The organism is Enterococcus sp. SMC-9 (assembly GCF_021011285.1).
In the GTDB taxonomy this organism is placed as follows: domain Bacteria; phylum Bacillota; class Bacilli; order Lactobacillales; family Enterococcaceae; genus Enterococcus_C; species Enterococcus_C montenegrensis.
Genome location: NZ_JAILYE010000003.1, coordinates 24,915 through 39,513 on the forward strand (window position 1 = coordinate 24,915; position 14,599 = coordinate 39,513).

Sequence of the window (14,599 nt, forward strand, 5' to 3'; positions counted from 1 at the left end):
TTTCTTTTGAAAACTACCTTGTAAAAGAGCACAAAAAAAGCAGACCTTCAATCGCGTCTGCTTTAGAAATTTATTTTGTTAAATCGATTTTTTGACCAATCGTATACATGATAATCCCGCCAATAGTCATAGATAGTAACTCGCCAATGGCAATATATCCCCAATTAATCCAAAATGGCATTTTGTATAAAATAGTTAGTTGCCCGGCAACAGTAAACATCGAAAAGGCAAATAACACAGCGCAAATCGCAATTTTAATCCGCATATCCGTAAAACTCGCACAAATTTTACGGCAAATAACTAACACAAAAAAAGTACAGACACTTCCGATTAAAACATCAAGGATCCCATTGGGGGAAGCGATGTTGGCAATAGCACAACCGATGGTCACAGACCACACATAGCGCTTGTTGTACAAGGCTAAAAAGTTGAACATTTCTGCTACGCGCAATTGGACTTGGCCAAAACTAAAAGGAGCTAAAAAAACCGTAACCACCACATATAGCGCCGCAACAACGGCCATTTTGGCAACTTCATCTGTCTTCCAGTGAACTGAACCTAACTTTTTGATTTGATTATCCATTGACTCTCTCCTTTGCAAGGTTATCCACCTTGGTAATAAACTGCACCCAAAGGATTGAAGTGGTGCAGTGGGATTTATTCCCTGTCTTTAACTATAGCAAAGACCCTGAACAAAAAAAAGCTTCTTTTTATATTGGTTATTAAACTGTCTTCACTTTAATAACCAACCGCCATCAATTGGGACAATATTGCCTTGCAGATAGCGCGCTTTGCTACTAGCTAAAAACAAGGTTAAATCCGCTACTTCTTCAGGTTGCGCCCACCGTTTAACTGGCGTTTCCTCCGCTACCCAAGCAGCCATTTTACCATCCCCAGCAAAGTCAGCGGCATTCATTGGTGTTTTTATTGCTCCTGGTGCAATCCCTACCACGTGAACTTTTCTGGCATAATCTAATGCCAATTGCTTCGTAAATCCAGCAATAGCATGTTTACTAACGGTATAACTAATCCCACCACCGCCTGCGACAAGGCTGGCAATTGAACACATATTAATAACCGTTCCCTCAGCTTTAATCAAAGCGGGTAAAGCGGATTTGGTAATGTAGTAGATGCTATTTAAATTTGTCGCAAGAATGTCTTGCCATAAATTATCATCGGTTTCTAAAAGCGGTTTGTAGTTATCCAATTTCCCAGCGGTATTTAATAAAATATCAATTTGATTGAAGCAGGTTATGCAAGCGGCAACTGCATTGAGACAATCTTCTTTTTTTGATACATCCGCGATATAACCAACAAAGTTCTCCCCATGATCTGCAAAATTTTGGCTAAAGTCTTCCTGCACATCTACACCAAAGACTTTAGCACCGGCAGCTAAAAAAGCTTTAGCTTGTGCCTGACCAATCCCAGAAGCCACCCCTGTCACGAAAACCACCTGATTTAAAAACGCGCTGTTATCATCCTCACTCATGGACAATTTCCCAATCATTTGCCAAAATGTCACAAACCGTTGGAGCAAAGCTCGAAAATCCTTCATCAGCAGTTTTAATTAAAAAGTAAGGCGTAACAGGGGAATTATCATACACTTCTCCTTTTACTAAGGTTACGTAAAGTTCAAAACCGCTCCAGCCTTTACGAATAATTTTTTCTCCTTTTTTTAAGCGGGGTAAAATTTCTTCAAATGTCATTTGTTTTCTTCTCCTTATCTAAAGCGAGTAGCAAATAGAAAATACCTATCTGTACGAGTTGCAAATTTATATTTACTTTAGCACGCTTTTTACTGATTGACTACACTAAAAAACACGATCTCCAAATGAAGACCGTGTCAGAATTTCATTTATTACATGCGAACCGCAAATTGTGGTGCAAAGTAAGAAACAGAACTGATTGAAACAGATTGACCAGGTTGTGGTGCGTGAATATATTGTCCGCCACCCATTGCAATTGCAACGTGATGTGAGCTACCTGGTGAACCCCAGAAGTATAAATCACCTGGTTGTGCTTGACTTACAGGAATAATAGTACCAGCAGATTCTTGCGCTACTGTATAAGTACCAATGTTACGGCCAGCTGCGTGTAAGTAAACGTAGCCAACAAAACCGGAACAGTCAAAGCCTGAAGGATCTTTACCACCCCAAACATAAGGGACGCCGATAAATTGTTGTGCGTAACCAATCACACCGCCACCTGAAGGCGCTGGGATTTCTGGTTTTGGAATTTCTGGTTTAGGTGTTTCTGCAGCAGAACTACCACCATTATTATTATTGTTGTTTGATGATTCAGTATTGCTATTGTTATTCGTACTTGATGAACCAGTTGAGCTTGAAGATGTGTTGGAGTTGCTTGCTGAACCAGTTGAAGAACCATTACTTGCTGATGAGCTAGCTGAACTAGATTCTTCTGTTGTTGCGCTTTGCGCTACAGCATCTTGCGCTGCTTGTTCTTGTGCTTGTTTACGTGCAGCTTCCGCTTGTTTTTCTTGTTCGCGAATGCGCGCTTGTTCTGCTTCTGCTTCTTGTTTTTCTTTTTGCAAGCCAGCTTTTTGGCCTTCAGCAGTATTTTGTCGCAAAGCAAGGTCTGCTTTCATTGCATTTAAATCTGCTTGTTTGCCTTGAACATCTGCTTTTTGTGTTTCAAGTTCGGCTTGGTTTGCTTGGATTTGGGCTAATTTTTTGTCGTTTTCAGCTTTTTTATCTTCAACGGCTTTTTTATCAGCTTTTTGTTGTTTTACTAAATCGTTGTTCGCTTTAACAATTGTTGTCATTGCTTGAACACGACCGATAGCATCTGTTAGAGAATCAGATTCTACAACTGCATCGATAAAGTTCGTGCTTTGGCCATTCACTTGGACGTCACGGGCTTGCTTTTTAATCGCTTCTTCCCGTTTTGCAATCCGAACTTTCAAGTCTGCAATTTCTTTTTGTAATTTTTGTGTGTCTTTATTTAATTTAACTTGGTCGTTAACCAAAGCTTCGGCTTTAGCTGTAATGGCTGCAACTTCGCTTTCAAGTGTATCGATTTGTGCTTGGGCGCTAGCTTGTTGCCCTTTTAAATCGTTGATTACTTTATCTTGATTTTCAATTTTTTGATCGATAGTATCTGCCGCGGCTACACTGGGAGCTGCAACTGCTGTAAGTGTTAATGAGCAAACTAACAATGCTGATAACAAACTCTTCTTCACTCTTCATTCCTCCGACTGGCTTACTTTGAATTTTTTCTTAATTATTCGGGAATTTTTTTAGACCTTTCCCGACGACATGAAAATTGTACCACAGCCATATGACATTAAGATAAACGAAATGTTACAAAAATGTTTCAAATGCACTTTTTTATATGACAAAGTTGTAAGCATAAAAAAAAACCTTCAAAAATTATTCGATAACAAATAATTTTTTGAAGGGAAAAATAAAAATTATGAATAAAAGCATATTGATTAACAAGGTCGGGCCTAAAAAACGACTGATAAAAAACGTATCACTTACATCAGCAAGTTTAAATAGCATTTGAATGCTCAGTGTCACCAGTTCAAATAAAGTAACAAAAATAATCATGCCAAAAAACATCGTGAAAACGTTACGATACAGCGTATCCGCTAAGGCATACATCAACCAGACACTCAGTGGCAAAGCCACCATGTAAATACCTAATACGCCGACATAATACATATCAAACAACATTCCCAATACTACTGAGGTGATTAACATGTAGCGTTTTGATAAAACCATGCAGCCACACATAAGTCCAAGGAGCAATAAATGCGCATTGGCAATGTAATAATTACGACTCCAATTTTCCAACAAGCGGGTAAACTGACCATCCAGCAGCATTAAGATGAAAAAAGTTGGGGCCGCATAGTATTTCACAGTATCTTTTTTTACCATTAGTCACTGTCACCTACCGCTCTTTTTACGACCGTGACAACAGACATATCGTATAAGTCCGCATAAGGTTTCACATAAACTTGCTTGTCTAGACCGTAATCGTCCGACTTAAATTCAACGACTGTTCCAACTGGTAAATCCGCCGGAGAATTTCCGCCTAAGCCTGAAGTTTGGACCACATCGCCAGCTTTTAATTTTTTCTCGCCGGTCAGTTGATTGACAATCATCGTCCCTGTTTTTTCATCATAATTTCGCAGTAGACCAAAAGTTTCGCCGTCTTTGCCGGAAATTCGAACAGGAAAATGATTGGAATTTTGATTCGCAGAAGTAAGTAATTCGACTTTTGCAGAAGCTAAGTTGACTTCAACAATCCGACCCACGAGACCTTTTTGTGACATAACTGCCATATTGACTTTCAAGCCGTCTTTTGACCCCTTATCAATGACCAGCATATCCTGCCAAGCATCCGGTGAGCGGGTAATGACGTTAGCCGAAACCTTTTCAAAATCTGTCAACGTCTCATTTAACTTCAATTCAGATTGTAGTTTCTTTATTTCTCGTTCTTGATTTTTAGTTTTTTGTGCCAATTCATCATAAGAATCGATTTTATTTTTTAACCGTTCATTTTCACTATAAGTCACAAATAAATTGTGCACATTGCTAAAAGTATTTTCAACAAATTTAACTGGCGCACTAATAACGCGGTCAACAATTGCGACACTATCATTTGCAACAGACTGACCCAAGTTTGTTTTTTCGCTATTGGCTCTTCTGGCTGCCGTAATACTTATCACAGAAACCACCACGATGACTAAAATCAGCGTAATGATAATATTTTTATTCGGATTAAATTTCTTCACAAATACACCCCTCAAGAAAAAAGCCGGCACGGTTGCGTGCGACTGATAGTAATGATTTTACCACTAAAGTCTTTTAAACAAAAGGCAGGTATAGACTCTTAAGAGATTTTTTGTAAAATAATCATCTTCTTTACACAAATTGGATAAATTAAAACTTAGCGACTGTAATTGTATACCCGTCAAGTGCGATTTTTATCCAGTAGAAAAAATGAACGAGCTAGGCCTATGTAAAAAAAATAAGCCGGCCCTAAAAAATTGCTACGCGCATTTTAGGTATCCGACTTATTTTCATTAAAACATCTTGCAAACCTTGCGTAACACCCCTTTTAATAAGAGCGTTTTTTAAAGTTACAACGTGCAGCTTTCACTTTTACTGACAACTAACCAGCTAGCACCACTAGAGAACTAGCCTGGGCTTCAAGTAAGAAACTGTTACAAAAAATTACTTCAAACAGCTTTTTTGCTTAGTTACTTTTTAGCTAAAGCTAAATTAGGTTTTACTAATCCCGACTTTGAATGACTGCTACAATGCCGCTGGCAAAACTGATTTCAGCTTCTTGGCCGATAAATTCATTGCTAGCATATGACGTTGGCTGTAATACTTCTACCTGGTCTAATGTGTATTTGCTTTTTGTTAACGTAAGTTTTGAAACAGGTGTTAAACAACAGTAAGCTAAATATTTTAGCCCCGGAATTTTTTTTACGCGATGTTTTCCCGCTGGCAAATAACTTAAGCAGTTTTTATTATCACGAATCGTAATTTGCTGCATAAAAGGTGTAAAGCGTGGTTCTACGCCTAGCCAAATATTAGCCAATAAATGATCAAGACGACCACCCGTTGCGCCGATTAACGTCACCTGGGCTAAAGGATATTTTGCAAAAATTGAAGCTAAGGCCAGTTGGGTATCGGTGTCATCTTTTTCAGCAATCGCTGATAGGATTTCCTGTGCTTTTTGTCCCACTAGGTCATGCTCTTTTTTACTTAAGGAATCAAAATCTCCTACTGCTAAAGCCACTTCTTTATTTTCTTCCAATAAAAAAAGTGCACCGCGATCAATTCCGACAAATAAATCAAAGGGCTTGGCCATAATATCTGCTGGCCAAAGTTTAGGATCCCCACCTGCCACTAGTAAAATATTCATTTGGCCAAAGCTTCTTTCAAAGCGGCAATTCGTTTTTCTATATCGGGAGCATTGTAAATATAAGAACCGGCCACAAAAACATCTGCGCCAGCCGCTTTACAAATTTCTGCTGTTTCAGGCACAATTCCGCCATCTACTTCAATTTCGTAGTGATAGCCGAATTTTTCTTTTAAAGCTTTCAATTCTTTAACTTTTTCAACTGCTTCACTAATAAAGGCTTGGCCGCCAAAACCAGGATTTACAGTCATCACCAATACTAAATCAGCCATCTGCAATACGTGTTGAATGGCCACAACCGGAGTGCCCGGATTGATGGTTACCCCTGCTTTAACATTCTCATTTTTTATCATTTGCAACGCCCGATGAATATGCGGTGTTGCTTCTACGTGAACATTAATGATGTCTGCTCCTGCTTTAGCAAAGTCTAAGATATAATTTTCCGGATTTTCAATCATTAAATGACAGTCCAAAGGTAATTTCGTTACCGGACGAATCGCTGCAACGACAGCAGGGCCAATTGTAATATTGGGAACAAAGTGCCCGTCCATTACATCAACGTGAATGTAATCAACACCTGCTTTTTCAACGCGTTGAATATCTCTTGCTAAATTGGCAAAATCTGCACTTAAAATCGATGGTGCAATTTTCATAAAAACTCCTCCTGACAATTTTCAAATAAAAGGTTATTTATTTTTCTTATAGATTGGACGCCGTTTTTCAATCTCTGCTAAAAATTGCAAATAATTATCATAACGTACTGATGCAATTTCACCTTGTTCTACGCGATGTTTGACTTCACAGCCGGGTTCATTGACATGCTGGCACTCGCGAAACTTACAAAAAGGGGCCGCAGCGACAAATTCTGGAAACATCCGAGGCAACTCATAGGCGGTAATATCTTGAAATTCCAATGAACTAAACCCAGGCGTATCTGCAACAAGACCGCCGTCGATTGGCAGTAATTCGACATGGCGCGTTGTATGTTTTCCCCGCCCCAAATAGTCCGAAATAGCAGCCGTAGCTAATTTTAAATCTGGTCGGATTTTATTTAATAAAGTCGATTTACCGGCACCTGATTGGCCCATGAAAACACTTAGTTTGTCTTTAAATAACTTTTTCAAGGCGGCTATATTTACTTTCTCATTTTCTGAGGCAATGACTTTATAGCCGATTTTTTCGTAAACCGCTTTAACATGCGCAAGCTGCTGTGTATCCTGCAATAAGTCTAACTTACTTAAATAAATGACCGGCTCAATCTCTTTGTATTCTAAATTGACCAAGAATCGATCTAACAAGTTGTAAGAAAAAGCCGGTTCCACCATACTGATGACGACAATTCCCAAATCAACATTGGCTACTGGGGGACGCACTAATTCATTTTTACGTGGTAACAAATCCAAAATATAACCATCAGTTAAATTACTACTTTCAAATTCAACCCAATCTCCAACCAAGGGCGTCAATTTACGCTTACGAAAATTTCCCCGTCCTCTTGTTTGATACGTGGTATCTTCTGCTACTACATAATAAAAGCCACTTAAAGCTTTTCTGATTTGACCTTTCACCCATTGTCCTCCTATAAAGTTCAAGACTATACTTCCATATTTTACCATAGTTTTGCTTTTACTTTCGTTTGAAAAATTTCTTTTGGTTTTTCTGAACATTGCTTATCTGCTACTAAAAATTGAACCTTAATAAAAACCGACTGTAACTAAAAGGCCTGGTAAAATCAGTTTATTTTTCTTTTTTATGGCGTACAAAACAGGTCTGTGATAAAAATTATCACAGACCTGTTTTTACTTTATTTACGAATGATTGGGTTGTCTGAATGCACTACCCAGCTTTTTTGTTTTGACTTTGGATAAAACTGGATTGCTTTTTGTCGCCAGCCTTTAACGCCAACTTTTAGCGATAAAGTGTTATCTGGACTGATTTCTTTTAAGGTGTACATAGCTCCTGGTAAATCTTGAAACGTCACCATTCCATCGGCGTTAGCCGTAGCTTTTAAGGTATCCCCATTGCGAATCACCGGTGCCTTGCCTTTTTTATTAAATAAAATATAGTGGGCTGTCGCAATTTTTTCTCCGGTATCGTCTTCTCTGACAAAGGTCAAATCAAAACGGCGCCGTTTTAAAATAAAGGCCTTAACCGCACGATACAATAAATAAAGCATCAGTAATACTAACAAAATTGTGCCGGCAATAATCAAAACATTTTTTTGTTCCCGCGCAGTATTCCCTTTTTCTACGGCCTTTTCCAATTTCTTAGTATAAGGCACACGATGTCCGGTAACTAATAAACGGTGGGAATTAATCATATACGGCGTACAGGTAATCAACGTCGCTAGATCTTGTCCTGCTTCAATTTTCAAGGTGCTTGTTTCAGAAGGAAGCACCACTTCGATTTTATTGACTTCATAGGCCAATTTCTTTCCATAGACAGTTAACACAAATTGATCGCCCTTTTTTACTTTTTCTAAGTCTGTGAATAAAATTCTATCCGGCAAACCACTGTGGGCTGAAATAATCGTATGGGTATTTGCTCCTCCAGTGGGAAAAGATGTCCCTTGTAAAACTGTCGCGCCCCGATTTAAAAGAAAGTGATTGGTGGTATCAAACAATGGAATATCCACTTCAATTTTAGGAATGGCAATTCTACCAATCAAATGTTTTTGATAATATGCTTCGTCTTGCTTGTCGCTAATCTCTTCTGCGAAAGGATCATTTCCTGGTGCGAACCCGCCCTTTGTTAATGCTTCGTTTTCTTTACGCTTTTTTTCCAATTCATCTTGCTTTGTCGCCAAATCTTTTTGAACTTGTTCCAATCGTTTTTCATCTAAAAAGTCATTTAACGCATTAATATAAAATGGATATAAAGCAATTAAGGATCCGATCGCAAACATTAAAATTATCATGATACTGCCAATGAGCCGTTTTACACTACCTTTAGGCGCTTTTTTCTTCATGGTTTGCTCCTTTGCCAATTCATTTGATAGTTGCGTTGTCTATTTTTACCAACTTTTTCCAACAGTCCTTTTTTCGTTTTTAGCTTAAAACGACTGTCTTTCACACGACCAATTTTTGCTTTCAAATAGGGTTTATCGGTATCTTCCCAAACAATTCGATAAATATTTCCCGGAATTTGCTTAAACAAGACTTGCCCATTTTCATCACTTGTAACGACTTTAGGAAAATCACCTAGCGCACTTTCCAATTGCCGACTGCGATAATCTAGTAAACGAAAAGTTTTGCCTGCAACAGGCTGCTTATTTCCGTCAATGACTTGAAAAACTAAATCGTAACGATGTTTACGACTAGCAATCAGCACGAATTTACGCCAAACCCAATACAAGAAAACTCCTAATGTTAAGACAATGATCCCAATGTATTCAACCAGACGTCGCTTATGATATTCCTTTGCCTTTTGAATTTGCTTTGTCATTTCTTCTTCATAGGGAATACGACTTCCTGTGACTAATAAGCGATGAGAATTGATCATATACGGGGTACAAGTAACCAGCGTTACCAAATCTTGATTTGGCACAACTTTCAACGTATCTAACTCATTAGGTAATACTGTTTCAATTTTTGTCACCTGATAAGCGAGTTTCTCGTTTAAAATTTCCAGATAAAATTTATCACCTTTTTTTAACTTATCTACATCCGTAAAGATCATTTTATCGGGCAGTCCCGTGTGACCTGTAATGACTGAATGTGTGCTTTTACCCCCAATTGGAAATGAACTGCCTTGTAAAATTGTTGCGCCTTTATCCAGTAATACATCATTGGTCGTGTCAAAAACAGGTAGACTAACATTGATTTTGGGAATGTAAATTGCTCCGACTGTGTGCTTGGCAAAATAGGCTCTTCCTGGCGAAGAATTGTCGCCTACACTTTCTTCAAAGGGATCTTCTACTACCCCCATGCCTGGAATACTCGTGCCTTGTTGCGCCATTTTGGCATTTTCTGCCGCTTTTTTTCTTTTTATCGCGGCGGCTTCTTTTTCATTTTTTTCCTGTAATTCTTTTTGATATGCTTCAATCCGCTGCTGATCAATATAATTGTTTAAAGAATCTACTACAAAAGGATACGAAAAAACACCTGCTCCGACTAAAAACAAAATAACCATCGTAAATTTCAGAGCTAAATTAATTTTTTCATCTTTGGACATTTTGTTTTTATTAGCCTTTTTTTTACTCATCTTTTCTGCTCCCTTTGTTATTTTTGTCCACGATTCGAATTGGTGTTTTCCAACAAACATAATAGATATCCGCGATATTTCGAATTGCAAAAATTGACGCTACTCCAACTGTGAAGAACTCGCGATTATGGCGATTTTCAGCTCTCGTGGCCGCAATCGGGTGATTTAAAATTTCAATCATAACTTGATTGTTTTGGCTACCGCCCTTTAATTTCACAAATGAGCGATCCTCCCCATTTACAAACCCGCCTAAATAATCCAAGTTGGTGTTGTCCCCATTGATTAAAACACTGCCAGTGTTGACAATAGACAACGTTATGGAACTCGCCATTTCTTGATAGCCTGCTGGTGCGCGTAACTCTTTTATCTGATAAATACCTGTTGGTAAGTCCTTCACCACAAATTGGGCTAATTCTGGTGATGCGACACCAGGGAGGTTATGGGAAATTTCGCCGGTTTGATTTGCCAAATGCATCCGCCCGCCAGTTAACCTATCTCCTTCATTATCTTTATAAATTATGGTCACATCAAAAGGCTTTAATTCGTTATAAATGATTACGTCAATCACTTCATTACGGCCGGTCAACAAAAACTTATCCGCATTAATTGTGTCTATCTCAGCTGGATTAAAGGGAACTTTAAAATAATAGGGTTTTTCATTTAACAAAAATCCCGCAACTTTTATTTCATTAATTCGATATTCTCCCGCTGTTAAATTGTCTACTTTGGCAATTCCATGCTCGTTTGTCTTAATTTCAGTCGTAACGGTTTGCCAACCGCTTGATGTTTTTTTCTCCAAGCGCAATTGCGAATTTTTAATTGGTGTGGCCGGCCCTTTAACCAAATTAGCAATGTTCAACGTATAACTCGTCTGCTTTTGGGCTTTATTCGGATTATGCAGACCCAATTCCCGCTGCACTTCTAGTGTTTTTTGTTCAGCTGCACTTACTCTTGTTTTACTACTAACCGCTTGACTGTCCCCTACTACTTTAGCCTTGTAACGAATGTAAAGAGGAAAATCAACTTTGCGATTCACATCGATGCGAAAACCATTTTGATAGTTATCATCGGCATTTAGCCGAACATCAAATAAGCGTTCCTCATTGTTGACTTTTTTTCCAGGAAAATATTCTCCTTCAATAATTGTCGGATGAGACACTTCAATACTGGTTAAATCAATGACTTGATTTTCCACTGGGGCACCTTCAATTACTAGCTGCTCTAGGCTATCCCCTTGAGCATTTACCAATATATCCCAGGTAACAGTATTGTCTTTTGCGTCATAAAAACCTTCATTACAAAACAGGCGATCTCTTTTTAACAAATATTCCGCTTCACTCTTTTGAAATTTGCGTCCGCCATATTCAAATGAAAAATCGCCAACGAAACTGTAACTTCCACTAGCTGTCTCTTGGTTTAAATCCGCACTTTGATCAAAGGTCGAAGAAACTTCTATCGCTAAGCCACAACACCCCAAGTCTTCATCTAAAATGATTTCCACTTCTTTGTAAAAAGTTTCCCCGCCTTGGGTTATGGGCTCTTTTTTTACAATATGATACTGCGATTTAGCTAATAAGGTTTTATTAGCATTGGCATAAATTCCTTTTGACTTGGCATTTTCATCTGGAATTAATTGATACACACGAATTTGGTTTAAATCTTTTTCGGTGAAGTAATGATACTCACTTTGATTTGCCTTGATTACCCGCTCTTTGTCTAAGGAAATGGTGTAGCTTTGCTCTTTTTTCAAATCGTAACGGCGGGTATTCGCAAAATAAATCCAGTCAATCTTACTACGACTTTCATTGTAGACTGCTTGGCTATCCATATTTTGTAAAAAACGCTCATCACTAATCGTGGAGATTCCGGTTGTTTTCACACTATGATTGGCTTGTGTTAGGGCAGCGTCAAGATACATATTATTTTTTTTCGCCGGCATCGCTTCAATATCGGCAATACCACCTGTCCTTGTTTGCAAATAGACCGTAATTTTTTGGGTTGCGGCCTTTACTTTTTCTGGCACGATAATCTGTAATCCCGCCCTCTTGCCTTCCCACGCACCCGTTGCGGAAGTCAGCTCTTTTTTATTGCTAACCTGCAACGTGTATTCGTCATCTTTTAAATAACGAGTAACACCGGCCGCATTGGTTGCTGTTACCACAACGCCTTTTTCATTCGTTAATCTTTCAATCTCAGCTGAGTCATAGGTCTTAGGCACATCGCCTTTTTTAAAATAAAAATTTTGGCCACGCTGTTCCAAGGTTAAGGCTAATTCGACCGGACCTTTTGCACGAATCGTCTTGGCTTCTACTTCCCACAACATCGTATTGTGCCAGCCACTAAAAGCGACTGGATTAACGGCGATTGCCATTTTTTTCTCACTAGTGACCTCAGCTGCTAACCCTGTATTACTAAAAACTTTAGCCACAACTTTTTGTGCGTCTTTTTCTGTCGAGTTATAACAAATATAATACCGGCCATCGGTTAATTTTGCTTTTGGATCATTTTTCACAAAATCAAAAAAAGTAATTGTCACAGTCTGATCGTCAACTTTATCCACAGAATACAGGCGCTCATCTAATTTGCGGCCTTTAATTCCATCTTCATCAAAAATTTTAATCGAGTCGCTATCCAACTTCCCTGCATTCACCGTTAATGTGATTGTTTCAGTTCCTGGTGTGCCTGTGGTTGTCATTTTCCCGGTGCTTTGCGCATTTCGATAATAAGCAGCCCGCCATTCAAATGATTCTTCAGCTTGACTATCATTTACTAAATGCAGCCGATGCTCAGGTACTGCCAATGTTTTTTCACTCACTGCACTGCCTGCATTTTTAGAAGTCCCACTGACCCGATTTACCACATTTCGAGCTGCATGCATTTTACGCGTTACCGTTGTCGTCTTAATAACCAATTTAACAGCAACTTCTTCAACAAATTCGACTTGCGAGCGATTGGTTTTTTCATCTACGTGAACTAATTCATAGCGGGGAACGGCAACTTTTTGTCCACTTTCATCGTACGCTGTAATATCAAACAGCGGCAGCTGTTTTTGCTTGAGAACTTCCTTTAACTTTTCGTTGGTAAAGAAAAAATCAAAGCCGTCGCCGCTACTGGTTTCGTCATCTTTATAAGGTGGTGTTATGTCATCGCTTGTTAACGTCATACTATTAATTTTGGCATATTTTCCAGCCACTTTTTTTGGTGTAACGGTCGTCTCCCATACGATGGGGACGCCACCAAGTTGGGTATCATACACCAATGTCTGGTTTGGCGATGTTGTTTCTTCAATTTTAAAACTTAGCTGTGTTGTTTTAATTTCTTGCTCTTTTTTAGCCGTAGCCGTTTGTGCCAATAATAAATTTGCATGACCACTATCATCTTCTAATTCGATACCAGTTTCTAACACCAAAGGTAAAATTAAATCATCGATAAAAAATGCATTTTGATTTAAGGTTACTTCCCAAATGTGTTCCTGACTATCCATTTTGGCAGACTTAATTTTATAATAGCCATAATTAACGTCCTTATTCTCCAAGCGAATCGGCTGTATCGTACTAGCTTGTTCTGGCAGTTTAAACCGTTTATCAATCCCAAATTGGAACGTGTAACTAAGTTGTAGTTCCTTACCTCTAGCAGCAGTCTGATTTTCTGCTTGCCCGATTGCCTGAGCGACAGCTGGATTGGCTATAAACTTTTTAATATCAATGATCTGCTCTAAATGTAGCTCGGTTCCTTCGTCAATGACAACATCTGGCACTGTGTTGTAATCTTGCCAGCTGCCGTTAGCAAAAACTTTTAATACACTTTCTGAAATAGGAGAAACTTTTTTGTTTTTTGGTAACAATGCATCCAGTGAGATGATTTCAATTTTATCAACTGGTGCAGCTTCCATCTCCAAAACTTTTCCCGCACTATGAAAATTGATTTCTTGTAATTGGCCATTATTTGCATTCAACCGCTGTCCCAGCAGGCGAATTCCTAAACGATAAGTCGGCTTTGCAACTCTAATTTGCGTCCGAAAAACCATTTGATAGGTAGTTTTTTCCTTGACTTTATTTGCTGTCTTTTCAACCACGCCGATTTCTTTGGCACTATTGGTCGTACGACTAAACTTTTTTTCTGGAAATCGGGTGTTAGTGGCGGCCACTAAATTGTCATCCACATCCACCACTTGGATTCCCAATTTTGTTTCATCTTGAATCGCATTTTTGGTAAATTCAATTTGCCAATAAATACTATTTTCTTTTTGGTTAACCGTGTACTTGTAAGAAATGTCAACTTCTTCGGTGGCAATAAAACGCTTGTCCTGATATTGATAAATTTCATCTGCTTTGGCATTCACCCCAGCTAAGATAAATATATAAGGCACGAGTAATAGCATAACGGTAAACAATGATAAGTATTTGCCCTTCTTCATTAGCCTGTTCCTTTCTGCCTAAACAAAATTTCAACAATTTACTTTGAAATCACTTATATTTAAAATTAGTTTTATAGTCTA

At 38.5% G+C, this 14,599-nt stretch carries 12 protein-coding genes; all 12 read right to left on the minus strand.

Annotated elements, in window-relative coordinates:
- Nucleotides 1-70 precede the first annotated feature (70 nt).
- Nucleotides 71-583, minus strand: a complete 513-nt coding sequence (locus K4422_RS04985; protein ID WP_206902548.1) for a QueT transporter family protein — start codon at nucleotides 581-583, stop codon at nucleotides 71-73.
- A gap of 150 nt (nucleotides 584-733) precedes the next feature.
- Nucleotides 734-1,507, minus strand: coding sequence for a 3-oxoacyl-ACP reductase (locus tag K4422_RS04990; protein ID WP_230709547.1), 774 nt, complete (start codon nucleotides 1,505-1,507; stop codon nucleotides 734-736).
- Nucleotides 1,482-1,706 (minus strand): DUF2829 domain-containing protein, encoded by a 225-nt coding sequence (locus K4422_RS04995; RefSeq protein ID WP_230709549.1) that lies wholly within the window; start codon nucleotides 1,704-1,706, stop codon nucleotides 1,482-1,484. The genes K4422_RS04990 and K4422_RS04995 overlap by 26 nt, the downstream gene beginning before the upstream one ends.
- A gap of 152 nt (nucleotides 1,707-1,858) precedes the next feature.
- Nucleotides 1,859-3,199 (minus strand): C40 family peptidase, encoded by a 1,341-nt coding sequence (locus K4422_RS05000; RefSeq protein ID WP_230709551.1) that lies wholly within the window; start codon nucleotides 3,197-3,199, stop codon nucleotides 1,859-1,861.
- Nucleotides 3,200-3,389: 190 nt separating this feature from the next.
- On the minus strand, nucleotides 3,390-3,899 hold the full coding sequence (gene mreD, locus K4422_RS05005; protein WP_206902551.1) for a rod shape-determining protein MreD: 510 nt from the start codon (nucleotides 3,897-3,899) through the stop codon (nucleotides 3,390-3,392).
- A complete protein-coding gene (gene mreC / locus K4422_RS05010; protein ID WP_206902552.1) occupies nucleotides 3,899-4,759 on the minus strand; it encodes a rod shape-determining protein MreC in 861 nt (286 codons plus the stop codon). The genes mreD and mreC overlap by 1 nt, the downstream gene beginning before the upstream one ends.
- A 500-nt stretch (nucleotides 4,760-5,259) precedes the next feature.
- On the minus strand, nucleotides 5,260-5,901 hold the full coding sequence (locus K4422_RS05015; RefSeq protein ID WP_206902553.1) for a thiamine diphosphokinase: 642 nt from the start codon (nucleotides 5,899-5,901) through the stop codon (nucleotides 5,260-5,262).
- A complete protein-coding gene (gene rpe, locus K4422_RS05020; RefSeq protein ID WP_206902554.1) occupies nucleotides 5,898-6,551 on the minus strand; it encodes a ribulose-phosphate 3-epimerase in 654 nt (217 codons plus the stop codon). Before rpe ends, K4422_RS05015 begins: the two co-directional genes overlap by 4 nt.
- Nucleotides 6,552-6,584: 33 nt before the next feature.
- On the minus strand, nucleotides 6,585-7,514 hold the full coding sequence (gene rsgA / locus K4422_RS05025) for a ribosome small subunit-dependent GTPase A (protein WP_206902555.1): 930 nt from the start codon (nucleotides 7,512-7,514) through the stop codon (nucleotides 6,585-6,587).
- Nucleotides 7,515-7,702: 188 nt separating this feature from the next.
- On the minus strand, nucleotides 7,703-8,866 hold the full coding sequence (locus tag K4422_RS05030) for a class C sortase (RefSeq protein WP_206902556.1): 1,164 nt from the start codon (nucleotides 8,864-8,866) through the stop codon (nucleotides 7,703-7,705).
- Nucleotides 8,863-10,101, minus strand: coding sequence for a class C sortase (locus K4422_RS05035; RefSeq protein WP_230709553.1), 1,239 nt, complete (start codon nucleotides 10,099-10,101; stop codon nucleotides 8,863-8,865). Before K4422_RS05035 ends, K4422_RS05030 begins: the two co-directional genes overlap by 4 nt.
- Entirely contained in the window at nucleotides 10,094-14,518 is a 4,425-nt protein-coding gene (locus K4422_RS05040; RefSeq protein WP_230709556.1) for a prealbumin-like fold domain-containing protein, read from the minus strand. Before K4422_RS05040 ends, K4422_RS05035 begins: the two co-directional genes overlap by 8 nt.
- Nucleotides 14,519-14,599 lie beyond the last annotated feature (81 nt).